The following is a 22,626-nucleotide window of genomic DNA, read 5'->3' on the forward strand; positions in this document are numbered from 1 at the left end:
CCGCATAGGGGGCGTCACGGGCAATGAGGTATGTTAAATGCTTAAACTGATACAGGTGTTGTGGCCATCATTTGCGGTAGCTGCGCTTGCCGAGGCGGTTTTTTTTACCGTGATCGACCCGCAAGAACTCTACCTGTTCGGGCAAGTAGTTCATTACGGTGCGCTCGCCACCTATTCAATCGCATTTCTTGGCTTTTGGTTGGTTTGTGCTGCATCCAGTCTGAGTACGCTATTCCTGCAGCGTAGCGCAGCCGATATCAATCGAAGAAACTGACTGTCAGGAATGAAAATCGGCCCGTTCAGGGCCGATTTTCATTTCAGCGCGACAGTTGATCAGCGATACACAAGCACCGGCGTCTTGCTGTGAGTCAGAACCTTCTGGGTTTCACTGCCCAGCAAGAAGCCTGCTATGCCGCGACGGCCATGCGAGGCCATGAAAATCAGATCGCAGCCATGGCGATCCGCCGCATCGATGACGGCTTGATAAGGCACTTCATTCACTACCGTGTCGGTTGCTGCCACAACGCCATCGGCATCTGCGATGGCCTTGGCCTTGGCCAGAATCGACTGAGCCTCTGCTGCTGCCGACTTGGCGAACTGTTCGGGCGTGGTGGGGTCAATCAGAGCACCCTCGCCGTAGATCGGCATCGGGAAATCGGGCTGGGCGTAGAAGAAAGTGATGCGCGCGCCGGATGCGCGCGCGAAGGTGACGGCGCGGGACACCGCACTCTCCGACAAGGCAGAACCGTCGGTCGGAACGAGAATGTGCTTGAACATGTTGGGAAATCTCCTGGCGATGGTGACAGTTTTGATTATAGCGACCTGAGTATCATCATCGGGCCTGATGAGGGGCAATTGTCCTGCAACGGAGGCGGCACATGGTTTCACGCAAGGAAGGTTGCACGATGAAGCTCAGCTTTCTGGGGGCGGCGGGTGAGGTGACGGGCTCCTGTCTGCGGGTCGACCATGATCAGGGCGCCTTCCTGGTCGATTGCGGCATGTTTCAGGGTGGCAGTGCAGCAGACATCAAGAATCGTCGTGCGCTCGACTTTGACCTCACGGGCATTGACTTCGTCCTGCTCACGCACGCCCATCTCGATCATTGCGGGCTTGTGCCGCGTCTTGTCGCTTTGGGCTACAAGGGGCCCATTCTGGCCACGCCCGCCACGCTCGATCTGCTTGGCATCCTGTTGCTGGATGCGGGCCACATCCAGGAAAAAGAGGCCGAGTGGGCCTTGCGCAAGGCGCGCAACCGCAGAGCCCGCAAGGGCGCGGAGATGATGCCGCTGTACACCGTCGAGCAGGCGCGCGTCAGCCTTGGCCGGCTGCGGGCGGTCCCCTACGAAACCGATTTTCGGCCCGGGCCGGGAGTGAGCTGTCGCTTTCGCGAAGCTGGGCATATCCTTGGTTCGGCGGTGATCGAGATCGACGTGGGTGAGGGCGCGCGCGCGCGCCGTCTGGTGGTGTCAGGCGACATTGGCCAGCCGCTGCGGCCCTTGCTGCGTGACCCGGCATACGTCGAGCGCGCCGACGTGCTGTGCGTGGAGTCAACCTACGGCAATCGCGCCCACCGTGCTCTGGATGCCACCCTTGCCGAGTTGGTGGGTGCGATCCGGCATACGCTCATCGAGCGCGGCGGCAATGTCATCATTCCTTCATTTGCAGTCGGCCGCACTCAGGAGATCCTCTTCGTACTATGCGATCTGGTGCGTTGTGGCCGGCTGGATCCGCTCAAGGTCGTCATCGACTCGCCGATGGCCTCTGCCGTGACCGCGCTGACGCTACGCCATCGTGAGCTCTGGGACGACGAAACGCGCGCGCTGCATGCCTGGTCCGAGGCCAATCCAGGGCGTTTCGATGTACGCTTCGTGCAGGACCTTGAAGAGTCGATGGCGCTGAACGAGGTACGCGGCGGTCTGGTGATCATTTCCGCCAGCGGCATGTGCGATGCTGGACGCATCCGCCACCATCTGCGCCACAACCTGGGGCGCAGTGAATGCGCCATCCTGATTGTCGGCTTCCAGGCTGCGGGAACGCTGGGGCGGCGACTGGTCGATGGTGCGCGTCAGGTCACCCTGTTTGGCGAACGCGTCCCGGTACGCGCGAAAATCCACACCATCGGTGGCTTGTCCGCACATGCCGACCAGCCAGCGCTGCTCGACTGGATGGCGCATTTCAAACAAGCCCCCAAGCATACCTTTGTCGTCCACGGTGAGCCCCTGGGTGCTCAGGCGCTGGCCGATGCCATCCATCAACGGCTGGGTTGGACGCAGCCGATTGTGCCTGAGCCTGGGCTGGGCTACGAAATACCTTGAAAGCGGGAGAATGATGATGACTGACTGCAGAAAGAACCGGAACGGGGCAGAGCACGAGCCGGTTGTGGCGGAAAGGCCAGTGGGCCCGGAGTTTCACAAGAACTTCAAGCGTCTGCGCGAAGGGGTTACCAATGCGATCGACCCACTCGGCATGGCTGCACCCATCGTGCACGCTCAGCTCGCATGGCTCGCACACCCGCAAGAGCTGGCGGAGCGGGCGATGTGCCTGTCGTCGGACCTGTGGCGGCTGCAGTTGCACACCCTGAACCGCAGTATGGGTCTGCCCAGCGCGGATCCGATCACGCCGCACGAGGATGACAAGCGATTCGTCGACCCTATCTGGACCGAGTCGCCGACCTGGGATCTGGTGAAAGAGTGGTACCTCGCGTTCACGCGCCACACCCAGGACATGCTCTACGACACGCCGGCGTTGTCGAGCAAGGAGCGCCGCCGCGCCGCGTTCTGGTGGCGCCAGGGGCTCAATGCGATGGCCCCGACCAACTTCCTGCTCACCAACCCGGTCGCCATGCGCAAGGCGATCGACACGCGTGGCGACAGCCTGCGGCGTGGTTATCAGATTTTTCTTGATGACATGAGGGCGGGGCACGTCAGGATGACCGACCCTAAGGATTTCGAGGTTGGGGAGAATCTGGCCACCACGCCGGGGGCGGTGATCTTCCGCAACCGGTTGCTGGAGATCATCCACTATTCCCCCACCCAGCCCCGCGTCCATGCCGAACCGGTGGTCATCGTCACCCCCTGGATCAACAAGTTCTACGTGCTCGATCTGGTGCCGAGGAAGAGTATGATCCGCTTCCTGCTCGATCAGGGGCTGGATGTCTTCATCACGAGCTGGAAGAATCCCGATGCTTCGATGCGAGACGTCGGCTTTGACGACTACCTGCTCGACGGTGTCGACACCATTGTCCGCGTCGCGCGCGAATTCACCGGAGCGGAAAAGGTGCATGCAGTGGGCTACTGCATCGGCGGCACGGCATTGACCATGTACATGGCGTGGGCCAATCGTCGCTATGGCGAAGCCGCGATGCCGATTGTCGACTGGACCTTGCTCGCCACCCTGGTCGACTTCCACAAGCCGGGCGATATCGAAGTCTTCATCGACGAGAGCAGCATCAACTACCTGTGCGACAAGATGAAGCGTACCGGCTATCTGGACGGTGGCGACATGGCGTCGTCCTTTCGCCTGCTGCGTTCCAACAGCCTGATCTGGAACTACGTCGTCAATGGCTGGCTGTACGGAGAGATGCCAGCCCCCTTCGATGTGCTGTACTGGAACATGGACACCACGCGCATGCCTTACACCATGCATGCGTGGTACTTGCGCGAGCTTTACCTGCACAACCGCCTGATCCAGCAAAACGCACTGGAGGTCGCTGGCGAGTCGATCGATCTGTCATCCATTCGCCAGCCCTTGTATGCGGTGTCTGCCGAGGACGATCACATCGCCCCGTGGCGCCAGACCTTTGCCGTCAATAACCACGTCGTCGGCAACAAGCGTTTCGTGCTGTCGAGCTCCGGCCACATCTTCGGTATCGTCAATCCGGTGGTTGAGCCGCCAAAGCGCAGCTACTGGGTGGCCGATGCCCAGCGTTCGGACACGGTCGACACTTGGCAGCGGCGCGCGCAAGAACAAAGCGGCAGCTGGTGGGTGGACTGGATGCAGTGGCTCAAGCCGCGTGCCGGAGCAGAGGTCGAAGCGCGCCCGATGGACAATGAGCGTTTCCCGGCGCTGAGCCCGGCGCCCGGGACCTACGTCATGGAGAGCTGAGGCCTGGCGCGCACGAGCTCAGCTCTGGTAGCGCGCCAGACGTGCGGGGTCGTGCAGCTTGATGCGCTTGCCGTGTACGCTGATCAGGCTCGAGTTACTGAGGTCGTGGAAGATGCGCGACAGGGTTTCCGGAGTCAGGTTAAGGCGCGAGGCGATCACCTGCTTGCTGGTGGGGAGGTCGATCTCGCACGGCGAATCGCTGTCGGCGATCTGCAGCAGATAGCCGATGACGCGCTGAATGCTCGAGCGCAGGGAGTAGGTCTCGACATCCTCGATCAGGCCGTGCAGGCGGATCGCCATGCCCGCCAACAGCTTGTGGGCGAAGGTCGAGTCCTGGTCGATGAGCTCGGTGACGATGGCCTGACCGATATGGATTAGCGTCGTTTCGGTGAGCGCCTCGGCAAAGACCGGGTAGGGCTTGTTCATGAACATCACCGCCTCGCCGAAGCTCTGCATCGAGCCGATGATCTCGACCACTTTCTCCGTACCCTGAGGCGAGGAGAAAGCGAGCTTGACCTGGCCGGAGACGACAAAGTAAAAACCATGCGGCTGGTCGCCGCGCTGGAACAGCACTTCGCCGCGGGCAATATTGCGCTCACGGGTGTAGCGTGCCACGCGTTCCAGGTCTGCAGCGACCAGTTCGCTGAAAAGCGGAATGCGCTTGATCAGCGCAGGAATGTCGAGTGGGGTGTTGGCCATGTATGTGCGTTCCTGAGCGGCAAGCGGTCTCATTCATCGACTGCAATTTTAATGGAGGCTGGTCCTGCCGCGGAAATTGGGGTGGGGTTCAGAAAAGGAAAAAAATGTACTTCGCCATCAAGCATCTTCACGTCACCTGCGTGGTGCTCAGTGCGGCCGGGTTCTTGTTGCGGGGCTACTGGATGTTGAGCGGCAGCAGGCTGCTGCAGAGCCGGCCTGCGCGCGTGATGCCTCACATCATCGACACCACCTTGTTGCTCAGCGCGATTGCCCTGGCGGTGATGATCGAGCAGTATCCCTTTGCCGCCGCTTGGGTGACGGCCAAGGTTTTCGGTCTTCTTGCGTACATCCTGCTTGGCACTGTCGCGCTCAAGCGCGGCCGCACGATGTCGACGCGGGTGTTGGCTTTCATTGGTGCGATCGCGGTGTACGCCTGGATCGTGTCGGTGGCGTTGACGAAGAATGTGGCTGGCTTTTTGCTTGCATTCGGGGCTTGAAAGCTGAAAGCTGTCCCGCCAGGCAATTGACGCCTTGACGCCGGATTCAGCGTCCGCCGCCTGCGGTTTGATGCTGGATGAGTTTGCGCAGGCCGGCGGTGTCAAGCAGCCGGATGTGCTTTTGCTGCACCCCGATCAGGCCCTCTTCCTGGAAGCGTGAAAACGCGCGTGATACGGTTTCAAGCTTCAGGCCAAGGTAGGAGCCGATCTCCTCGCGCGTCATGCGTAGATGGAACTCCGCTGCCGAAAAGCCGCGCGCGGTGAAGCGCTGTGACATGTTGAGCAGGAAGGCCGCGAGTCGCTCTTCGGCGCGCATCGAGCCCAGCAGCATCATCACGCCATGGTCGCGCACGATCTCACGGCTCATGACCTTGTGAAACTGCAGCTGCAGCCCCTCGACCTTGTGCGACAGCTCTTCGAGCTTGGCGTAGGAGATGACACACACCTCGCTGTCTTCGAGTGCGACGGCGTTGCAGCTGTGGGTACCGGTACTGATGCCGTCAAGGCCGAGGATCTCGCCCGTCATCTGGAACCCGGTCACCTGGTCGCGCCCATCCTCAAGCACGACGTCGGTCTTGAACGAGCCGGCGCGGATCGCGTAGATGGCCTCGAACGGGTCTCCTGCGCGGTACAGGTTCTGCTGGCGCTTGACCTTGCGGCGCGCGCCAACCAGTTCATCGAGCTGGTCCAGGTCGCTGTCGGACATGCCAAAGGGCAGGCACAGCTCAACGAGGTTGCACTGCGAACAGGCCGTTTTCAATCCATTCACTGAAATTGGCACACTTGCCCTCATCTGCACGATAATCCCGTTCCTTTGAGACAAAGTTTCAGGCACCGGATTGCGACCTCTCTGGATCAGGCCACTCTTCGCCGTTGATCCATGTCAACCAAAAAAATCCGGTGTTCTGTCATTGTTTGGCACACACTGAAGCAGTTAGGCCATGACCGACCAGAACGAACTCATATTCGATCCGCAACTGATCCGTAAATTTGATATCAACGGTCCGCGGTACACCTCTTATCCAACGGCGGATCGCTTCGTCGAGGCCTTCAATGCCGACGCCCTCAAGGATTGGCTTGCAAAAAGAGCCATTGGCGGCGTCAGCAAACCGCTCTCATTATACTTCCACATCCCCTTCTGTAACACGATCTGCTACTACTGTGCCTGCAACAAGATCATCACCAAGGATCACGGGCGCTCGGCCAAGTATCTGAAATACCTCGCCAAAGAGATCGCGATGCAGGCGCAATGCCTGGAGGGCTCACGCCAGGTCACGCAGTTGCACCTGGGTGGTGGCACTCCCACCTTCCTGTCGCACGACGAGTTGCGCGAGTTGATGGCCTCGGTACGCGAGCATTTCACGCTCGTCCCCAATGGCGAATACTCGATCGAGGTCGACCCGCGCAAGGTCGATTTCGACACCGTCAAGCTGCTCTCCGAGCTCGGCTTCAACCGCATGAGCGTGGGCGTGCAGGACTTTGCCGCAGACGTGCAGCAGGCGGTCAACCGCATTCAGAGCTTCGACGAGACCAAGCTCGTCATCGACGCGGCGCGCGCCACCGGCTTCAAGTCGATCAGCATGGACCTGATCTACGGCCTGCCCAAGCAGAACGTGATCAGCTTCAACCGCACGCTCGAGCAGGTGCTGGAGATCTCGCCCGACCGCATCTCGCTCTACAGCTACGCCCATCTGCCGGGGCTGTTCAAGCCCCAGCGTCGCATCTTCATCGGCGACATGCCCACGCCCGACACCAAGCTGCAGTTGCTGCAACTCGGCATCCGTCGCCTGACGGAGGCGGGCTATGTCTACATCGGCATGGACCACTTCGCCAAGCCTGACGACGAACTCACCATCGCCCAGCGCCAGGGGCGGCTGCAGCGCAACTTCCAGGGTTACTCGACCCAGGCCGAATGCGACATGCTGTCCTTCGGCGTTTCGGCGATCGGCAAGATCGGGCCGGTCTACGTGCAAAACGTGAAGACGCTCGACGAGTACTACGACGCGCTCGATCGCGACGAGCTGCCGGTGCTGCGTGGCGTCGAGCTGACCGCAGACGATCTGCTGCGGCGCTCCATCATCCAGGCGCTGATGTGCCACTTCGAGCTGTCGATGCAGTCGATCGAGATCGCCCACCTGATCAATTTCCGCGAGTATTTTGCCCAGGAGCTCGGCGACCTGGAGGAAATGGAAAAGGCCGGCCTGGTCAAGATCGACGGCGACTGGATCAGCGTCCAGCCCGGCGGTCGCCTGCTGGTAAGAGGTATTGCGATGGTGTTCGACCGCTATCTGCGTGCCGATCGTGAGCGCGCACGTTATTCACGCGTGATCTGAGCGCACAGCACGGGCGTGCACCAGGCGCAGCAGACACGACCCGTCTGCTGCGCTGCGGCGTAGAATGGCGGTCTGCCTTCTGCCTGCGTAGAACTCACTCACGCCATGCCCGAAACCGGTTACCTCGCCGTCTTCCTCATCGGTCTGCTCGGCGGCACGCACTGCGTGTCGATGTGCGGTGGCATCGTGGGCGCGCTCACCGTGCAGGTGCACACGCCGGGCGGCAAGCCGCAGTGGCCGCTGCATCTGGGCTACAACCTCGGTCGCATCACCACCTACACCGCGCTCGGTGGCGTGGTTGGCACCCTGGGCTCGGTTGGCATGCTGTACGACGGCATGCTGCCGGTGCAGATGAGCCTGTACGTGCTGGCCAACCTGATGCTGATCGCGCTCGGACTCTACCTCACCGGCTTTACCCGCCTGCTGGCACCGCTGGAACGCGGCGGTCACGTCCTGTGGCGGCGCATCCAGCCCTTGACGCGACGCTTCCTGCCGGCACGCTCGCTCAAACAGGCCTTGCCTCTGGGCCTGCTGTGGGGCTTCATCCCCTGTGGTCTGACGTATTCCATTCTTGCCACCGCGCTCGTCACCGGTTCGGGCGCGCGCGGCGCCGGACTGATGCTTGCTTTCGGTCTCGGCACTTTGCCCAACTTGCTGCTCGCGGGCATGTTGTTCAAGCGCTTTCGGGACTTCACCCGTAATCCCAAGGTCCGTTTCGCCTCTGGCCTGCTGGTGCTCGGCTTCGGTGTTTTCGGGCTCTATCATGCACCCACCCTGGGCGGCGAGCTTTGGAGCGGTGTGGTCTGTGTGACCTGAAGCGCAGGCCGGCATGCCTTGCGGCGCTCGATGCCGGCCTGGGTGATGTGCAGGCGGCGCCCGCCGCCATGACTGCGGACCTTGCGGGGAGCTTTCCCGAGCCGAAGCGGGTCCAACTCGACTCTTCCCCCCGAATTCATTCCTTCTGCCGGCAGAGCCCATGTCCATAAATACATCCAGTACCGCGCCTGTGGCGCCCCCCGCGCCGTCGTCCGAGTCGCTCGAGCTTGCCATCACCGGCATGACCTGTGCCGCTTGCTCGACCCGGCTCGAGAAGGTGCTCAACCGTCTGCCGGGTGTGGAGGCCAGCGTCAACCTCGCCACCGAACGCGCACAGCTGCGCTTCGTGCCCGGCACCTTGAGCCTGGACGAGGCGATGGCTGCCGTGGCGCGTGCCGGCTTTGTTGCCCGGGACGCGCGTCACCTCGAACGTGAGGCCGAGCGCGCCCGTCACCAGGCCGAGTGGCAAGTCGAGTTACGCCATTTCTGGATCGCGGCCTTGCTCAGCCTGCCGCTGGCGGCGCAGATGCCGGCCATGTTCGGCTGGTGGCCAGGGGGCGAGGTGGTGCACGACCTGGTGCCGCGCTGGTGGCAATTGCTGCTCGCAACCCCGGTGCAACTCTGGATCGGTGCGCGCTTTTATCGTGGCGCATGGGCCTCGCTGCGCGGTGGCGGCGCCAACATGGACGTGCTGGTCGCGCTCGGCACCTCGATGGCCTACTTCTACAGCGTGGTCGTGACCTTCAGCGCTCGCCACGACCTGCATGTGTACTTCGAAGCCTCGGCGATGATCATCACGCTCGTGCTGCTCGGCAAGCTGATGGAGGCGCGCGCCAAGGCCCGCACCACGGCGGCACTGGACGCCTTGCTTCGCCTGCAGCCGAAGATGGCGCTGATCGAGCGTGATGGCGAGCTCATCGAGGTGGCAGTGGAGTCGCTCAAGCCCGGAGACCTCTTCGTGCTGCGGCCGGGCGACGCGGTGCCGGTCGATGGTGTGGTGGAGCAGGGCGAGTCGGCGGTCAATGAGGCTATGCTCACCGGCGAGAGTCTGCCCATCGACAAGCGCAGCGGTGACAGCGTCTTTGCCGCCACCCTCAACGGCAACGGAAACCTGCGTTGCCGCGCCACCGGGGTCGGGGCGCAGACCCTGCTCGCCGGCATCATTCGCCTGGTCGAGCAGGCGCAGGGCTCGAAGGCGCCGGTGCAGCGTCTCGCCGACCGTATCGCGGCGGTGTTCGTGCCGGTCGTGGTGGTGATTGCGCTGCTCACCTTCGCCGGCTGGTGGTTTGCGGTGGGCGATTTCCAGCAAGCGCTGATCAACGCCGTGGCGGTGCTGGTCATCGCCTGCCCGTGCGCACTCGGCCTGGCCACCCCGACCGCCATCATGGTGGGCACCGGCCAGGGCGCGCGCGCCGGCATGCTGGTAAAGAACGCCGAAGCGCTGGAGCTGGCCGAGCGCATTGGGGTGCTGGCAGTCGACAAGACCGGCACGCTGACCGAAGGCCTGCCTGCACTGACCGATACCTTGCCCGCTCAGGGGTGGACGCGAGCTGAAGTGCTGGCGGTGGCCGCTGCCGTGGAGCAGGGCAGCGGGCATCCGATCGCGACCGCGGTGCTTGCGGCGGCCAGGGCCGATGGTCTCCAACTGCCGCCCACTGAGGCGGTGCAGGCGGTCGGCGGCATGGGCATGGAAGGCCAGGTGCAGCACGACGGTAGCTGGCAAAGCGTGCTGCTCGGCTCACCGCGGTTCTTGCAGGAGCGCGGGGTGAGCCTGCCCGATGCGTTCAGTGACGAGCTCGCCGCAGCCGGCAAGACGCTGGTCGCGGTTGCTGTGGGAGGCGTCTTTGCCGGACTGCTGGGGGTCGCTGACCGCGTGCGTGCCGATTCGGCCGCAGCCGTGGCCCGCCTCCAGGCCAGGGGCATACGGGTGGTGATGCTCACCGGAGACCATCCCGCCACTGCCGCGGCCATCGCCCTGCAGACCGGTATCAGCGACTGGCGTGCGGGCGTGTTGCCGGGTGAGAAGGCCATCGCCATTGACGAGCTGCGGCACGATGCGCACGGCGCGGTGGTGCGTGTGGGCATGGTCGGCGACGGCATCAATGACGCGCCGGCGCTGGCCGCGGCCGACGTCTCCTTTGCCATTGGCGTGGGTGCAGACGTTGCCATCGAAGCCGCCGACATCACCCTCGTCAAGAACAGTCTGCACGGCGTGGCTGATGCGATCGACCTGTCGCGTGCCACCCTGTCCAAGATCCGTCAGAATCTGTTCTTCGCCTTCATTTACAACGTGCTCGGCATCCCGCTGGCGGCAGCCGGTATGCTCAACCCGGTGATTGCAGGTGCGGCAATGGCGATGAGCTCGGTGTCGGTGGTGAGCAACTCCTTGCTGTTGCGGCGCTGGCGTGCAGGGCGCTGAGGCGGCCCGCGGCGGACCCTCCATTTTTCAGTCGGGAGTGATAGAAATGAACGAAGTGACGATCAAGGTTGAAGGCATGAGCTGCGGCGGTTGCGTGGCCAACGTGACCGGTGTGCTGAAGGCGCTGTCGGGCGTGAGTGAGGCCCAGGTGTCGCTCGCCGATGCCTCCGCCACCGTGCGCTACGACCCGGCCACGGTGTCGGTCGAAGCGCTGCGCGCAGCGGTGGAAAATGCGGGTTTTGACGCGCCGGCCTGAGCTCTGAGAGTTGTTGCCATTGCCATGGCGCAGTGCAATGCACTACGGTTTCCCCCTATAATCCGCGCACAAATTTTCGACGGGAGGGCAGCATGGGTTTTGATCTGGTCAGCGCCGGCAGGGATGTACCGAACGATATCAACGTCATCATCGAGATCTCCGCACAGGGCGATCCGATCAAGTTCGAAGTGGACAAGGACAGCGGTGCCGTCTTCGTCGACCGCTTCATGGGCACTTCCATGCGTTACCCCATCAACTACGGCTATGTGCCGCACACCATTGCCGGTGACGGCGATCCGGTGGACGTGCTGGTGGTGACGCCTTTCCCGCTGGCACCGGGCGTTGTCATCCGCTGCCGCCCGGTGGGCGTGCTGAAGATGGAAGACGACGGTGGTCTGGATGCCAAGGTCGTGGCCGTGCCGGTGTCCAAGCTGACCCCGCTCTACGACAAGGTCCAGAGCACTGAGGATCTGCCCGAGTTGCTGATGAAGCAGACCGTGCATTTCTTCGAGCACTACAAGGATCTCGAACCCGGCAAGTGGGTGAAAGTGCAGGGCTGGGGCACGGTCGAAGAGGCCAGGCAGGAGATCGTGAACGGTCTGGCTGCCGCCAGCAAGTAAGCGCTTCAGGCATTGAAAAACCGCGGGACCCCGCGGTTTTTTTTCGCCTGCGCCTGGCGGCGTGGCGCTGCACGCCTGAAAGCTCAGGCAGGAATGCGCGCCACGTGCAACAGGTTGGTGCTGCCGCTGCGGCCGAAGGGCAGGCCGGCGATCACGATGACCGCGTCCCCGGCCTGAGCAAAGCCATGTGCCTGCGCGGCCGCCGCCGCATGCTCGACCATCGCGTCGAGATCGTGCACCTCCTCGAAGGGCACTGGATGCACGCCCCATGCCAGTGTCAGCCGGCGTGCCGTCGTCATTTGCAAGGTCAGTGCCAGGATGGGTGTGACCGGGCGCTCGCGGCTGGCACGCAGGGCGCTGAAGCCCGATGAGGTGTAGGCCACTGTGGCCGCCGGTTCGAGCAACTCGGCCACGCCCCGCAGCGCGCTGCAGATGGCGTCGGGCGTGTTGGCCCCGGCAGGGCTGTGGCTGGCTTCCAGCCCGGCGCGCCAGGCCGGGTCCTGCTCCACCTCGCCGATGATGCGGTGCATGATATCCACCGCCTCCACCGGGTATTGGCCGGACGCCGACTCCGCCGACAGCATCACCGCGTCGGCGCCGTCGTAGATGGCGGTGGCCACGTCCGAGGCCTCGGCGCGCGTCGGCACCGGTGCGCTGACCATCGACTCCAGCATCTGCGTCGCCACCACCACGGGCTTGCCGGCGGCGCGGGCAGCGCGCACGATGCGACGCTGCAACACCGGCACCTGCTGTGGCGGCATCTCCACGCCGAGGTCGCCGCGCGCCACCATGACGCCATCGGCGAGCGCGACGATGGGCTCGAGTTGATCGATGGCGGCCGGTTTTTCCAGCTTGGCCATGATCCAGGCACGGTCGCCGATGATCGCGCGCGCCTCGCGCACGTCTTCGGCGCGCTGCACGAAAGACAGCGCCACCCAGTCCACGCCCAGTGTCAGACCGAAGTCGAGATCGGCCAGGTCCTTGGCCGTGAGCGGCGAGATCGGCAGCACCGCGCCCGGCACATTGACGCCCTTGCGATCCGACAGCACGCCACCGACCAGCACCGTGGTTTCGGCGAAGTCGGCCCCGAACGCGTCCACCCGCAGACGCAGCTTGCCGTCGTCCAGCAGCAGCTCGGTGCCGACCTTGAGCGCGGCGAAGATCTCGGGGTGGGGCAGGTTGGCGCGCTCCGCATCGCCTGCCGTGGGCTCGAGGTCGAGGCGGAAGCGGGCGCCTTGCGCCAGCACCACCGCGCCTGCGGCAAATCGGCCCACGCGCAGCTTGGGGCCTTGCAAGTCCATCAGTACACCGATCGGGCGGCCGACCTCGTGTTCGACCGCGCGGATCAGCTGCACACTTTCCGCGTGGTCAGCATGCTTGCCGTGGCTGAAGTTCAGGCGAAAGACGTCGGCGCCGGCGCCGACCAGCGCGCGGATGCATTCGCGGCTGGAACTCGATGGACCGAGCGTGGCGATGATGCGGGCGCTGCGTTCGCGTTTCATCCTGCGTTCTCCGGGGCGGCGGACGAGGAGCTTGTTGCGCTGCCAAGGAGCGCGACCACCCCGGCGCGCGCGACCTGGGCGTCTTCGCCCGCCTTGACGCCGGAAACGCCGACGCCGGCGATGACGCTGCCATCGACCACGACGGGCTCTCCGCCTTCAAGCGGCACCACGGGCAGGGCCAGCGCGGCAAATCTGCCGTTGTTGACCATGTCCTCGAACACCTTGCTCGGCTTGCCGCTCAGTACGCAGGTGCGCGCCTTTTCGGGGGCGACGGCCGCACTCATCAGCGGCGCGCCGTCCATGCGCTGCAGCCACAGCGCGTGGCCACCGGCGTCACAGATGGCAATGCTCACCGCCCAGCCGTGGGCGATGGCCTCGGCTTCAGCCGCAGCGGCAATCAGCTTCGCATCGGCCAGTGTCAGGGCATGGGTGGTTTTCATTTTCAGCGCTCTCCAAGGTCGGTGAAGCGGATCCACTGTGCGCCCTTCCACAACACGGTCTGGCCCATCTCCATGAGCTGCTCGGCGCCTTCCACCACGGTGAGGAAGTGGTTGCCGGCGAGCTGCCCCATCTTGCTGGCGAAGCTGCTGCTGCCATAGGCGAACAGGATCTCGGTCTCGGAAAAACCGCCGGGATAGAGCAGGACGTCGCCGCGCGAAGGATGGTTGGTATGGTTCTCGAAACCCAGACCGGTATCGAACTCGCCCAGCGGCACCCACACCGCCTCGCCGCTCCAGCGCGAATGAATGACCTGATTGGAAAAGGGCAGCAATTCGAGAAAGGCAGCGCAGGTCTTGGGCGCAGCGGCTTCCTCCAGACGGGCGACAAAGTGGAACGAACCGACGTCGAGAGCGAGGTGTCGCATCGTGATCTCCTTGAGATGGGATGGGGTGCGTGGTCGTGAAAAAGTCCGAATTCAGCGCACAAGGGTCTTGATCCAGCCCAGTCCGGCCTGCGTGCCGGCGACCGGCTTGTATTCGCAACCGATCCAGCCGTCGTAGCCGAGCTGGTCGATGAAATTGAAAAGCCAAGCGTAGTTGATTTCGCCCGTGCCGGGTTCGTTGCGGCCCGGGTTGTCGGCAATCTGCATGTGGGCAATGCGCGGCCAGTGGGCGGCGATGGTATTGGCCAGCTCGCCCTCCATGCGCTGCATGTGATAGATGTCGTGCTGCAGGAACAGATTGTCCGCGCCCACCTCGTCGATGAGCGCGATCGCCTGTGCCGTGCCATGGAGATGGAAGCCGGGGATGTCGAAGGTGTTGATCGGCTCCACCAGCAGGCGGATGCCGGCCTTGTCCAGCTCGGCGGCAGCGAAGCGCAGATTGCTGACCAAGGTCGTGTGCACCGTGTCCGCATCCACCGCGGGCGGCGTGATGCCGGCGAGGCAGTTGAGCTGCTTGCAGCCCAGCGCGGTGGCGTACTCGAGCGCACGCCCGACGCCGTCCTGGAACTCGCCGACGCGCTGCGGATGACAGGCGATGCCGCGCTCGCCGCTTTCCCAGTTGCCTGCGGGCAGGTTGTGCAAGACTTGCACCAGCCCGTGGCTGGCGAGCCGTTCGGCGAGCTCGTTCTTGTCGAAGCCATAGGGAAAGAGGAACTCCACCCCTTTGAAGCCCGCCTCCGCCGCCGCCTGAAAGCGCTCGAGGAAGGGCACTTCATTGAACAGCAGGGTCAGGTTGGCGTTGAACTTGGGCATGTCGATTTCTCCTGTGTTCGGTCCACGCGGGCTGCGCGCAAAAGCCCCTGTCCACGGCGCACGGCGCCTGGCGGATCGGGCCCGGACCAGTATTGTTCACCAGCACCGGGATTTCGGGGAGCTTGGGCTGCGCGACAGTAGCTGCGGGCAGAAGCTGGTTTATTGATATACAAATGTATATTACGATGCAGCCTTGGGCCCGGGGCAAGGCGTGAACGGGGCGCTGCCGCAGTGAGCGCCTGATCCCGGCCACACCCGCATTGTCAATATCGAACCCTGTTGCCGAGATCGTCCCATGTCGCAGCCCGAGTTGCCCCCGACCGTGTCGTCGCCCAATCACACCGGAACGCTGCAGCAGGCGTTTCCGCTGGCGGCAATCGTGCACTCCGGAGCCGAAGCAGTCGATGAATTGCTCGCCCGCTTTGCGCTCGATCTGCGCGCCTCAGGCTGGCAGGTGCGCGGCGTGGTGCAGTGCAGCTGCGGTCCGGACAAGGCGGACATTGCGCTCGTCGATGTCGATAGCGGGCAGCGCTTCGCGCTCTTCCAGCAACTGGGCCCCGGATCGACCTCCTGCAGTCTCGACCCGGCCGGTGTCACTGCCGCCAGTGTCTCACTGCGCGATGCGTTTGAATCCACCACCGACCTTGCGGTGGCGAACCGCTTCGGTGCGCTGGAGGCCAGCGGACGTGGCCTGGCCGCCGAGATGCTCGCCCTGATGAGCGAGGGCGTACCGCTGCTGACCGTGGTCAATCACACCTATCTGCCGCAGTGGCGCAGCTTCAGCGGCGGCTATGGGGTCGAGCTGCAAGCCAGCCGGCAGGTGCTCGACGAATGGTTTGCCCGCATCCAGCACGGCAGGAGAGGGGCTTGAGTGCTTGAGCGCTCAGCCAATCGCCCCGGTCAGCAGCAGATAGCCCGGCAACCAGCCGGTGAACACGCCCTGCGCGATCGCCATCGCGGCGGTGAAGCGCACGACCGGCTTGTTCAGCACCAGCATCACGAAAAACAGCAACCACAGCAGTGCCCAGGCCGCCCACGACAAGCCAGACCACCACCCCCACAGGGTGGAGGCGGTGCTCAAGGTGTCGATTGCCACCGGCACCGCAGTGATCGCCACGAACAGGCTGAACCAGCCCAGACCGCGGCCATCGGCAGCGCTGAGGCGGTTGAAAGCAAACCACAGATAGGTCAGGGAGAACAGCAGCGACAGCGCCGCGGCCTTGATCGATTCGGCGTCCGCGCCCTCGCCGAGGGCGAGCTTGAGCGACACCAGCAGGGTCAGACCCCCGGTGAACAGATTGATGACGGCGATTTCGCGCTCGCCGATGCGACCGAGCATCCACAGCCCGTTCAGGATCAGCACCGCACCCACATAGAACAGCGACAAACCGAGCAGCATTGCGCACTCCCTTCGAGCCTTGTAGTCCGCGCGCAGTTTATAGACTAGCGGGCGCCTGTGCTCGCACTTGCGCGTGCGCCTGATGGCTGCCAGCACGAAGTCCATATCCTGCGCCAATCTGTCGGGCCGGGGCAGGCGTATCATCCGGGCCTCGCGCACACTGCACGGGCCTCGTCGGCGCGCCATCGACGCTGGTGTCCCCGTCGTGCAGCCGATGCCGTGACCAGCCCTTGTGTGCTTGCGAGCACGGCCCAACCCCTGTAACCGAGTCACCCATGCCCGCATCCCGTCCGACCCCGCTCGCCATCCTCGCCCTCGTCGTCCTGTCGCTGATCTGGGGCTACAACTGGGTGGTGATGAAGCAGGTCATCCAGTACGTTGATCCCTTCGACTTCGCGGCGATCCGCACCCTGCTCGGGGCGATGGTGCTGTTTCTGGTGCAGATCCTGACGCGACGACCGATGAAGATCGTCGCCCTGCGCCAGGTGCTGGTGCTCGGCCTGCTGCAGACCGGCGCGTTCACCGCGCTCATCCAGTGGGCGCTGGTCGCGGGCGGCGCGGGCAAGACCGCGGTGCTGGTGTACACCATGCCGTTCTGGACCATTCCGATTGCCTGGTGGGTGCTGGGCGAGCGCATACGCGGACTGCAATGGCTGACGATCGGCATTGCCGCCTGCGGCCTGGTGCTGGTGCTGGAGCCGTGGAACATGCGTGGCAGCCCGTTGAGCAATGTGCTGGCCCTGCTCGGTGGTCTGACCTGGGCGGCCGCGGCGGTGCACGCCAAACGCATGCGCCGCGACCATGAATTCGACCTGCTCGCGCTGACGGCGTGGCAGATGCTGTTCGGCGCGCTTGCGGTGTGCGTGCTGGCGCTGGTGCTGCCCTCGCGCGCCATCGACCCCACGCCTTATTTCTATGGTGCGCTGGTGTTCAACGCGGTGTTCGCCACCGGGCTGGCGTGGCTGCTGTGGCTGTACATCCTGCAGCACGTCTCGGCGGGCATGGCCGGCCTGTCCGCATTGGGCATTCCGATGATCAGCGTGCTGGCGGGCTGGATCGAACTCGGCGAACAGCCGTCGAGCACCGAGCTGGGCGGCATGGTGCTGATCGGCAGCGCACTGGCGTTGAGCAGCCTGTGGTCAGTGTGGCAGTCGCGCCGCATGGACAGGCGCTTGCCCTAAGCGCTCCAGCAAACGCTGGTAGCGCACGTCTCCCGAGTTCGCGTCACACGCTCGCGCGCAGGATGGCCGCAGCGATCTCGTCCAGCGGCAGGACACGGTCCACCGCACCCAGGCGGATCGCCTCCTTGGGCATGCCAAACACCACGCAGGTGGATTCGTCCTCGGCGATGGTGGCCGAGCCGGCGTCGTGCATCTCTTTCAGGCCGCGCGCGCCATCGTCACCCATGCCGGTCATGATCACGCCCACCGCGTTCTTGCCGGCGAACTTCGCACAGGAGCGAAACAACACGTCCACCGACGGTCGGTGACGGTTGATCAGGGGGCCATCGACCACCTCCACCCGGTACTGCGCGCCGCTGCGCGCCAGCATCATGTGCTTGCCACCGGGGGCGATGAGGGCCAGGCCGGGAATGACGCGGTCGCCATGGCGCGCCTCGCGCACTTCGATCTCGCACAACGAGTTCAGGCGCTCGGCAAACATCGCGGTGAAGCGCTCCGGCATGTGCTGCACGATGACGATGCCGGCCGCGGTGGCCGGCATGCGCCTGAGCACGGCCTCGAGCGCCTGTGTGCCGCCGGTCGAAGTGCCGATCGCCACCAGACGCTCGGTGGTCCTGAGCATGCTCGCGCCGCTGCCCAGGCCGGCGGCGGAAATGACCGCCTCCGCGCTCAGTCTTGGAGCGGGCGCAGCGCTGGGCGCGCGTGGTGCGAGGCGGCGGGCATTGGCCCGTGCCGCGGCCTTGACCGCCTGCACCACGTCGTTGCTGCTGTCCTCGAGAAACTGTTTCACCCCCAGCTTGGGCTTGGTGATGATGGCGACCGCACCTGAGGCCAGCGCCTGCATGGTGGCACTTGCCCCGGATTCGGCGAGTGAGGAGCAGATCACCACCGGCGTGGGGCGCTCGCTCATGATCTTCTTCAGAAAGGTGAGGCCGTCCATGCGCGGCATCTCGATGTCGAGCACGATCACGTCCGGCCACTGGCGCTGCATGTGGCCAAGTGCAAACACCGGGTCGGAGGCGGCACCGATGACCTCGATGCCGGGCTCGCGCTCCAGTATCTGGCGCACGCTCTGGCGCACCACCGCCGAGTCGTCGACGATCATGACCTTGATGCGCCCGCTCATCGGCCGGCGCTCCCGCTTTGCGTGCGCAGGCTGCGGTTTGGCGCCAGTCGGCTCAGGGGCTCGAGTTGTGCGCGCATGTGGGGCTGACAGTAGAGCGTGGGGCGCATCGCGCTGAGCGCGTCGGTGATGCCGGTCAGTGTTTCCGAATGTCCGACGATGAAAGTGCCGTCCTCGCGCAGGTGGGGCAGCATGTTGCTGACGACCTTGCGCTTGGTGTCGTTGTCGAAGTAGATCATCACGTTGCGCAGGAAGATGAGGTCGAACTGGCCCAGATCGCGGGTTGTGGGTGAGATCAGGTTGATGTGGCGGAAGTCCACCCGCTCGCGCAGTCTGGCGTCGACCAGAAAATTGCCCTCCTGCTCGCGCACGCCCTTCAGGCAGTATTTCTTGAGCAGCTCGGGTGGAATGCCCTTGCCGCGTTCCATCGGATACAGTCCGGCGTGAGCCTTTTCCAGCATGCTCAAGCTGATGTCGGAGGCGACGATCTCCCAGTTGGCTGCCATGCCCAGGGTTTCAGCCAGCACCATGGCGATCGTATAAGGCTCTTCGCCGCTGGACGAGGCCCCGCTCCACACCCGGAAGGGGCGACCACGGCGGCTGGCGGCGAAGGTCTGCAGATAGTCAAAATGCGCCGCTTCGCGAAAGAAATAGGTCTCGTTGGTGGTCAACAGATCGACCATCAGCTGCAGCTCGTCGCTGTGCTCGGTGCGCGTGACCAGAGTGTAGTAATCGCGAAAGCTCTCCAGCCCATGGTGGCGCAGGCGGCGCGTGAGGCGGCCGGCGAGCAGGGGCTTCTTGCTGTCGGCCATGTTGATGCCGGCCAGACGATAGATCAGCTTGCGAAAGAGGGCGAACTCCTGATCGCTGACGCCGTGGTTGTCCATGTGGGGTCAAATCTCCGTGTTCAGAACAGTTCCACCCTCGACTTCGGTGGCGGACGCTTGAGCGCTTCGGCATAGGCCAGCTCGGCTTTGGCCACTTCCTGCGCGCTCGCCATCGTCGTCGTCATGCGGCGGCAATAGGCATCGCCGGTTGCGGGCACGAACAAGACCTTGCGCGAGCAGGCGCCGAGAAAGTCCGAAGCCAGCAGCTCTATGCCCTCGCGCGCCAGCCACTCGCAGGTGAAGTCCGCGTTGCGCTTGCCGATGCCCGAAGCCGCGATGCCGCTGATGATGGTGCCGCCGCCAAAGGCCTTGGCCTTGAGGCGGTGGCGTGCGCCGCCACGGGCGATGATGCCGTTGAGCAGCACCTCCATCGCATAGTCGCCCGACAGCAACGAGTCGACGTCGATGCCGCCCTCGCGCTTGCGCATGTTGGGCAGCATGAAATGGTTCATGCCGCCGACGCCGACTGCGGGGTCGTACAGGCACACCGCCACGCAGGAGCCGAGCAGGGTGGCGATCGGGCGTTGCATGTCGACCGCCCACTCGCCGGGCGAGATGCTCTGCGCGCGGCGTTCGATTTCCTGCGGTGACAGGGTGTGCCAGTCGATCATGGGTGTGGCTTCGTCGTCGTGGGTCAGTGCCTGCGCACGGAGTCTGTGTGACTGAGGGAGAAGAAGTCCATCAGCTCCTGCAGCTGTCCGGCCTGTCCGCCGAGCTCTTCGGCGGTGGCGGCGAGCTCTTCGGAAGCGGAGGCGTTTTGCTGGGTGGCTCTGTTGAGCTGGCCCATGGCGTTGTTGATCTGGCCCACGCCGGCGCTCTGCTCCTGGCTGGCGGAGGCGATCTCCTGCACCAGGTCGGAGGTCTTGTTGATCGAGGGCACCATTGCGTCGAGCAGCTTGCCGGCACGTTCGGCCAGCTGCACCGAGGTGCCGGCGAGCTCGCCGATCTCCTGGGCGGCGACCTGGCTGCGCTCGGCGAGCTTCCTGACTTCGGCCGCAACCACCGCAAAGCCCTTGCCGTGTTCGCCGGCGCGCGCGGCTTCGATGGCGGCGTTCAAGGCGAGCAGATTGGTCTGGTAGGCGATGTCGTCGATGATGCCGATCTTGCCGGCGATGTTCTTCATCGCCTCCACGGTGGACTTCACCGCGCCGCCGCCTTCACCCGCTTCGGTGGAAGACTTGCTCGCCATGGCGTCGGTGATCCTGGCGTTCTCCGAGTTCTGATTGATCGAAGCGCTCATCTGCTCGATCGAAGCCGAGGTCTCTTCCACGCTGGCGGCTTGCTCGGAAGACGACTGGCTCAGACTTTGCGCGGTGGCCGAGACCTGGCCAGCGGCGTTGGTGAGTGCGTCGGCCGCGCCGCGCACCTGCTCGATGACCTCGGCGAGCTTGTCCATCGACTCATTGACCGCGTTCTCCAGCACGAGAAAGTCGCCGGCATAGTCGTCGGTGATCTTCTGCGTCAGATCGCCGTTGGAGAGCGCCACCATCACGCGCTTGACCTCGTTGATGGGGGCGATCACGGCATCGAGCGTGTCATTCACGCCTTGCACGATGCGACGGTAGTCGCCCTGGTGGCGGCTGGCATCGGCGCGCGTGGCCAGGCGGCCTTCGACCGCGGCCTGGGCGAGCATGGCGGCGTCGGCGACGAGCGCATTGACGGCGTCGATGGCGGTGTTGAGGTTGTTCTTGAGGGTGTTGAAGTCACCGTTGTAGGTGTCGGTGATCCTGGCCGGGATGGCGCCGCGGGCGATCTGGTCGACATAGTCGGCAGCGACGTTCAAGGGGCCGATCACCGCATCCAGGGTGTCATTGACGCCTTGCACGATGCGGCGGTAGTCGCCCTGGTGGCGGCTGGCGTCGGCACGGGTGGCAAGCCGGCCGGCAACGGCCGCTTCGACCAGCTGCGTGGCATCGTCGATCATCAGATGCAGGTTCTGTTGCACATCGGCCAGCGCGTGTTCGATCTCGCCGAGTTCGTTGTGGTGGCGGACCTCGATGCGTTCGTCCAGCTTGCCCTGGGCGATGCGTTGTGCGGCTTCGGCATTGCCGCGCAGGCCGCGCAACAGGCCGCTCAGTTGCAGGCTGAACAGCAACGCAGCCAGGGCAACGGCAGCACCCATGGCGACCGAAAGCGCAAGTCGCTGCGTCGCCTCGCCGCTCAAGGTGCGTGCGCGCTCGAGCAGTGCGGCGGCGATGCGATCCTCCTCCGCCTTGAGCAGATTGATTTTCTGGGTGATGGCGGCAAACCACTGTGTGGGCTCGACGCCGAAGTCACCGAGCTCCATGCGCTCGAGCGCAATCTGCCGCAGCCGCGCGGTGTCGCGGCCCGAGCTGCTGTCGAGCGCGGCGTTCAGGCCCACCACCCACGTGGGCGGGGCGAGGGTGCGGAAGTTGGCGAGGTAGGTGTCCTGCGCGGTGAGGATGGTGATGATGCGCCGGTGCAGCTTGACGTCGGCTGCGGCATTGGCGGCGAACAAGCCATTGATCGAGGCGCGCTCGCGCCCGGCTTGCTCCTTGGCGAGCACGAACATCAGGTAGGCGTTCATGCCGCGTGCCAGCTCGAGCTCTGCGGCCTGCGCGACGGCGATCTCGAGCACCCGTGTCAGACGCTCGATGCTGGCGCTGTAGTAGTTGAAGGAGTCGGCGCCGGCCAGCTCGAGGGCGCTGATTTGAGCGCGGGTGGCGTCCAGTCTGGCAAGCTCGGATCTGGCTTCTTCGATGGTCTTGTTGCTGCCCTCCAGGCGCGCACGACCGCCGCTTGCCAGCCAGCTGTCGAGCGCGGAGCGTGCGGTGTTGGTGTCCGCGTGCTGAGTGCCGAGTTCGGACTTGAAGCGCGCGCCGCGCGAAGCGATGAAGCCGGCGGACAGGCCGCGCTCCTTTTGCAGTTCGTGCACCACGCCATTGATGTGCACCGCGAGCTCGCTGTATTGCATGCCGCGCTCCATGGCGCCACGCAGCTGCCACTGAGCGCCGAGCTCGCGGCCTGCATAGAACAGCACGGCGGCGATGACGGCGGCAAAGAGGACAAACAGGCGCAGACGGATCGAGCGCCAGCCGTAGGATTGAGTGTTCATCGCGCTTGCTCCAGGGCC

23 protein-coding genes are annotated in these 22,626 nt (G+C 64.4%); 11 read left to right on the top strand and 12 right to left on the bottom strand.

Annotated elements, in window-relative coordinates:
• The first annotated feature begins 37 nt into the window (after window positions 1–37).
• On the top strand, window positions 38–274 hold the full coding sequence (locus M622_RS0119955) for a hypothetical protein (protein ID WP_031346438.1): 237 nt from the start codon (window positions 38–40) through the stop codon (window positions 272–274).
• Between the two features lie 59 nt (window positions 275–333).
• Here M622_RS0119955 and M622_RS25725 read toward each other — a convergent pair whose 3' ends face one another.
• Window positions 334–777 carry a universal stress protein gene (locus tag M622_RS25725; protein WP_021248461.1) on the bottom strand — a complete coding sequence of 148 codons (444 nt, stop codon included), beginning with the start codon at window positions 775–777 and terminating at the stop codon, window positions 334–336.
• Window positions 778–905: 128 nt separating this feature from the next.
• On the opposite strand from M622_RS25725, the gene M622_RS25730 reads away from it, so the two are divergent.
• Together M622_RS25730 and M622_RS25735 are read left to right on the top strand one after the other, a co-directional pair.
• Window positions 906–2,315, top strand: coding sequence for an MBL fold metallo-hydrolase RNA specificity domain-containing protein (locus M622_RS25730; protein ID WP_021248462.1), 1,410 nt, complete (start codon window positions 906–908; stop codon window positions 2,313–2,315).
• A gap of 151 nt (window positions 2,316–2,466) precedes the next feature.
• Window positions 2,467–4,104, top strand: a complete 1,638-nt coding sequence (locus tag M622_RS25735) for a PHA/PHB synthase family protein (RefSeq protein WP_052028685.1) — start codon at window positions 2,467–2,469, stop codon at window positions 4,102–4,104.
• A gap of 18 nt (window positions 4,105–4,122) precedes the next feature.
• Here the strand turns inward: M622_RS25735 and M622_RS25740 are convergent, their stop codons facing one another.
• Window positions 4,123–4,803, bottom strand: a complete 681-nt coding sequence (locus tag M622_RS25740) for a Crp/Fnr family transcriptional regulator (RefSeq protein WP_021248464.1) — start codon at window positions 4,801–4,803, stop codon at window positions 4,123–4,125.
• 104 nt (window positions 4,804–4,907) lie between these two features.
• Here M622_RS25740 and M622_RS25745 point away from each other — a divergent pair, with 104 nt between their 5' ends.
• The gene (locus M622_RS25745; protein ID WP_021248465.1) at window positions 4,908–5,300 is read left to right on the top strand and encodes a SirB2 family protein; all 393 of its coding nucleotides are present in this window, start codon (window positions 4,908–4,910) and stop codon (window positions 5,298–5,300) included.
• 46 nt (window positions 5,301–5,346) lie between these two features.
• On the opposite strand, the gene fnr is transcribed toward M622_RS25745, so the two are convergent.
• On the bottom strand, window positions 5,347–6,093 hold the full coding sequence (gene fnr, locus M622_RS25750; protein ID WP_031346442.1) for a fumarate/nitrate reduction transcriptional regulator Fnr: 747 nt from the start codon (window positions 6,091–6,093) through the stop codon (window positions 5,347–5,349).
• Window positions 6,094–6,241: 148 nt separating this feature from the next.
• On the opposite strand from fnr, the gene hemN reads away from it, so the two are divergent.
• The 5 genes from hemN (at window position 6,242) to ppa (ending at window position 11,744) form a co-directional block, all read left to right on the top strand.
• The gene (gene hemN, locus M622_RS25755) at window positions 6,242–7,633 is read left to right on the top strand and encodes an oxygen-independent coproporphyrinogen III oxidase (RefSeq protein WP_021248467.1); all 1,392 of its coding nucleotides are present in this window, start codon (window positions 6,242–6,244) and stop codon (window positions 7,631–7,633) included.
• Between the two features lie 105 nt (window positions 7,634–7,738).
• Window positions 7,739–8,449, top strand: a complete 711-nt coding sequence (locus M622_RS25760) for a sulfite exporter TauE/SafE family protein (RefSeq protein ID WP_021248468.1) — start codon at window positions 7,739–7,741, stop codon at window positions 8,447–8,449.
• Window positions 8,450–8,609: 160 nt separating this feature from the next.
• The gene (locus M622_RS25765; protein ID WP_052028684.1) at window positions 8,610–10,868 is read left to right on the top strand and encodes a heavy metal translocating P-type ATPase; all 2,259 of its coding nucleotides are present in this window, start codon (window positions 8,610–8,612) and stop codon (window positions 10,866–10,868) included.
• Between the two features lie 46 nt (window positions 10,869–10,914).
• The gene (locus M622_RS25770) at window positions 10,915–11,124 is read left to right on the top strand and encodes a heavy-metal-associated domain-containing protein (protein ID WP_021248470.1); all 210 of its coding nucleotides are present in this window, start codon (window positions 10,915–10,917) and stop codon (window positions 11,122–11,124) included.
• A gap of 92 nt (window positions 11,125–11,216) precedes the next feature.
• Complete coding sequence (ppa, locus tag M622_RS25775) at window positions 11,217–11,744, top strand: inorganic diphosphatase (RefSeq protein WP_021248471.1); 528 nt, start codon at window positions 11,217–11,219, stop codon at window positions 11,742–11,744.
• Window positions 11,745–11,827: 83 nt separating this feature from the next.
• On the opposite strand, the gene pyk is transcribed toward ppa, so the two are convergent.
• The 4 genes from pyk to hyi are packed head-to-tail and all read right to left on the bottom strand — an operon-like array spanning window position 11,828 to window position 14,942.
• Window positions 11,828–13,246, bottom strand: coding sequence for a pyruvate kinase (pyk, locus tag M622_RS25780; RefSeq protein WP_021248472.1), 1,419 nt, complete (start codon window positions 13,244–13,246; stop codon window positions 11,828–11,830).
• Window positions 13,243–13,686 carry a GlcG/HbpS family heme-binding protein gene (locus tag M622_RS25785; RefSeq protein WP_021248473.1) on the bottom strand — a complete coding sequence of 148 codons (444 nt, stop codon included), beginning with the start codon at window positions 13,684–13,686 and terminating at the stop codon, window positions 13,243–13,245. The genes pyk and M622_RS25785 overlap by 4 nt, the downstream gene beginning before the upstream one ends.
• A 2-nt stretch (window positions 13,687–13,688) precedes the next feature.
• Window positions 13,689–14,111: a DUF3830 family protein gene (locus M622_RS25790; protein ID WP_021248474.1), complete on the bottom strand. Its 423-nt coding sequence runs from the start codon at window positions 14,109–14,111 to the stop codon at window positions 13,689–13,691.
• A gap of 51 nt (window positions 14,112–14,162) precedes the next feature.
• Window positions 14,163–14,942: a hydroxypyruvate isomerase gene (gene hyi / locus M622_RS25795; protein WP_021248475.1), complete on the bottom strand. Its 780-nt coding sequence runs from the start codon at window positions 14,940–14,942 to the stop codon at window positions 14,163–14,165.
• A gap of 295 nt (window positions 14,943–15,237) precedes the next feature.
• Here hyi and M622_RS25800 point away from each other — a divergent pair, with 295 nt between their 5' ends.
• Window positions 15,238–15,813 carry a DUF2478 domain-containing protein gene (locus M622_RS25800; protein WP_021248476.1) on the top strand — a complete coding sequence of 192 codons (576 nt, stop codon included), beginning with the start codon at window positions 15,238–15,240 and terminating at the stop codon, window positions 15,811–15,813.
• 12 nt (window positions 15,814–15,825) lie between these two features.
• On the opposite strand, the gene M622_RS25805 is transcribed toward M622_RS25800, so the two are convergent.
• On the bottom strand, window positions 15,826–16,341 hold the full coding sequence (locus M622_RS25805) for an AmiS/UreI family transporter (protein WP_031346444.1): 516 nt from the start codon (window positions 16,339–16,341) through the stop codon (window positions 15,826–15,828).
• 275 nt (window positions 16,342–16,616) lie between these two features.
• On the opposite strand from M622_RS25805, the gene M622_RS25810 reads away from it, so the two are divergent.
• Window positions 16,617–17,522: a DMT family transporter gene (locus M622_RS25810; protein ID WP_021248478.1), complete on the top strand. Its 906-nt coding sequence runs from the start codon at window positions 16,617–16,619 to the stop codon at window positions 17,520–17,522.
• A 43-nt stretch (window positions 17,523–17,565) separates the two neighbouring features.
• On the opposite strand, the gene M622_RS25815 is transcribed toward M622_RS25810, so the two are convergent.
• From M622_RS25815 to M622_RS25830, 4 genes are read right to left on the bottom strand one after another with little or no spacing between them, the layout of a single operon-like run.
• Window positions 17,566–18,648, bottom strand: coding sequence for a protein-glutamate methylesterase/protein-glutamine glutaminase (locus M622_RS25815; RefSeq protein ID WP_021248479.1), 1,083 nt, complete (start codon window positions 18,646–18,648; stop codon window positions 17,566–17,568).
• Window positions 18,645–19,532, bottom strand: a complete 888-nt coding sequence (locus M622_RS25820) for a CheR family methyltransferase (protein ID WP_021248480.1) — start codon at window positions 19,530–19,532, stop codon at window positions 18,645–18,647. Before M622_RS25820 ends, M622_RS25815 begins: the two co-directional genes overlap by 4 nt.
• A gap of 20 nt (window positions 19,533–19,552) precedes the next feature.
• Window positions 19,553–20,143, bottom strand: coding sequence for a hypothetical protein (locus M622_RS25825; RefSeq protein WP_021248481.1), 591 nt, complete (start codon window positions 20,141–20,143; stop codon window positions 19,553–19,555).
• Window positions 20,144–20,166: 23 nt separating this feature from the next.
• Window positions 20,167–22,608 (bottom strand): nitrate- and nitrite sensing domain-containing protein, encoded by a 2,442-nt coding sequence (locus M622_RS25830; RefSeq protein ID WP_021248482.1) that lies wholly within the window; start codon window positions 22,606–22,608, stop codon window positions 20,167–20,169.
• Between the last annotated feature and the right edge of the window lie 18 nt (window positions 22,609–22,626).

It is taken from the genome of Thauera terpenica 58Eu (assembly GCF_000443165.1).
Classification (GTDB): domain Bacteria; phylum Pseudomonadota; class Gammaproteobacteria; order Burkholderiales; family Rhodocyclaceae; genus Thauera; species Thauera terpenica.

Bases quoted from the DNA above. Each gene is read 5' to 3' on its own strand.
- fnr (WP_031346442.1), bottom strand. From the start codon at position 6,093: ATGAGGGCAAGTGTGCCAATTTCAGTGAATGGATTGAAAACGGCCTGT.
- M622_RS25790 (WP_021248474.1), bottom strand. From the start codon at position 14,111: ATGCGACACCTCGCTCTCGACGTCGGTTCGTTCCACTTTGTCGCCCGT.
- pyk (WP_021248472.1), bottom strand. From the start codon at position 13,246: ATGAAACGCGAACGCAGCGCCCGCATCATCGCCACGCTCGGTCCATCG.
- M622_RS25810 (WP_021248478.1), top strand. From the start codon at position 16,617: ATGCCCGCATCCCGTCCGACCCCGCTCGCCATCCTCGCCCTCGTCGTC.
- M622_RS25805 (WP_031346444.1), bottom strand. From the start codon at position 16,341: ATGCTGCTCGGTTTGTCGCTGTTCTATGTGGGTGCGGTGCTGATCCTG.
- M622_RS25735 (WP_052028685.1), top strand. From the start codon at position 2,467: ATGGCTGCACCCATCGTGCACGCTCAGCTCGCATGGCTCGCACACCCG.
- M622_RS25820 (WP_021248480.1), bottom strand. From the start codon at position 19,532: ATGGACAACCACGGCGTCAGCGATCAGGAGTTCGCCCTCTTTCGCAAG.
- M622_RS25765 (WP_052028684.1), top strand. From the start codon at position 8,610: ATGTCCATAAATACATCCAGTACCGCGCCTGTGGCGCCCCCCGCGCCG.
- M622_RS25770 (WP_021248470.1), top strand. From the start codon at position 10,915: ATGAACGAAGTGACGATCAAGGTTGAAGGCATGAGCTGCGGCGGTTGC.
- M622_RS25785 (WP_021248473.1), bottom strand. From the start codon at position 13,686: ATGAAAACCACCCATGCCCTGACACTGGCCGATGCGAAGCTGATTGCC.
- M622_RS0119955 (WP_031346438.1), top strand. From the start codon at position 38: ATGCTTAAACTGATACAGGTGTTGTGGCCATCATTTGCGGTAGCTGCG.
- M622_RS25745 (WP_021248465.1), top strand. From the start codon at position 4,908: ATGTACTTCGCCATCAAGCATCTTCACGTCACCTGCGTGGTGCTCAGT.
- M622_RS25730 (WP_021248462.1), top strand. From the start codon at position 906: ATGAAGCTCAGCTTTCTGGGGGCGGCGGGTGAGGTGACGGGCTCCTGT.
- M622_RS25800 (WP_021248476.1), top strand. From the start codon at position 15,238: ATGTCGCAGCCCGAGTTGCCCCCGACCGTGTCGTCGCCCAATCACACC.
- M622_RS25825 (WP_021248481.1), bottom strand. From the start codon at position 20,143: ATGATCGACTGGCACACCCTGTCACCGCAGGAAATCGAACGCCGCGCG.
- M622_RS25815 (WP_021248479.1), bottom strand. From the start codon at position 18,648: ATGAGCGGGCGCATCAAGGTCATGATCGTCGACGACTCGGCGGTGGTG.
- M622_RS25830 (WP_021248482.1), bottom strand. From the start codon at position 22,608: ATGAACACTCAATCCTACGGCTGGCGCTCGATCCGTCTGCGCCTGTTT.
- ppa (WP_021248471.1), top strand. From the start codon at position 11,217: ATGGGTTTTGATCTGGTCAGCGCCGGCAGGGATGTACCGAACGATATC.
- hyi (WP_021248475.1), bottom strand. From the start codon at position 14,942: ATGCCCAAGTTCAACGCCAACCTGACCCTGCTGTTCAATGAAGTGCCC.
- M622_RS25740 (WP_021248464.1), bottom strand. From the start codon at position 4,803: ATGGCCAACACCCCACTCGACATTCCTGCGCTGATCAAGCGCATTCCG.
- M622_RS25760 (WP_021248468.1), top strand. From the start codon at position 7,739: ATGCCCGAAACCGGTTACCTCGCCGTCTTCCTCATCGGTCTGCTCGGC.
- hemN (WP_021248467.1), top strand. From the start codon at position 6,242: ATGACCGACCAGAACGAACTCATATTCGATCCGCAACTGATCCGTAAA.
- M622_RS25725 (WP_021248461.1), bottom strand. From the start codon at position 777: ATGTTCAAGCACATTCTCGTTCCGACCGACGGTTCTGCCTTGTCGGAG.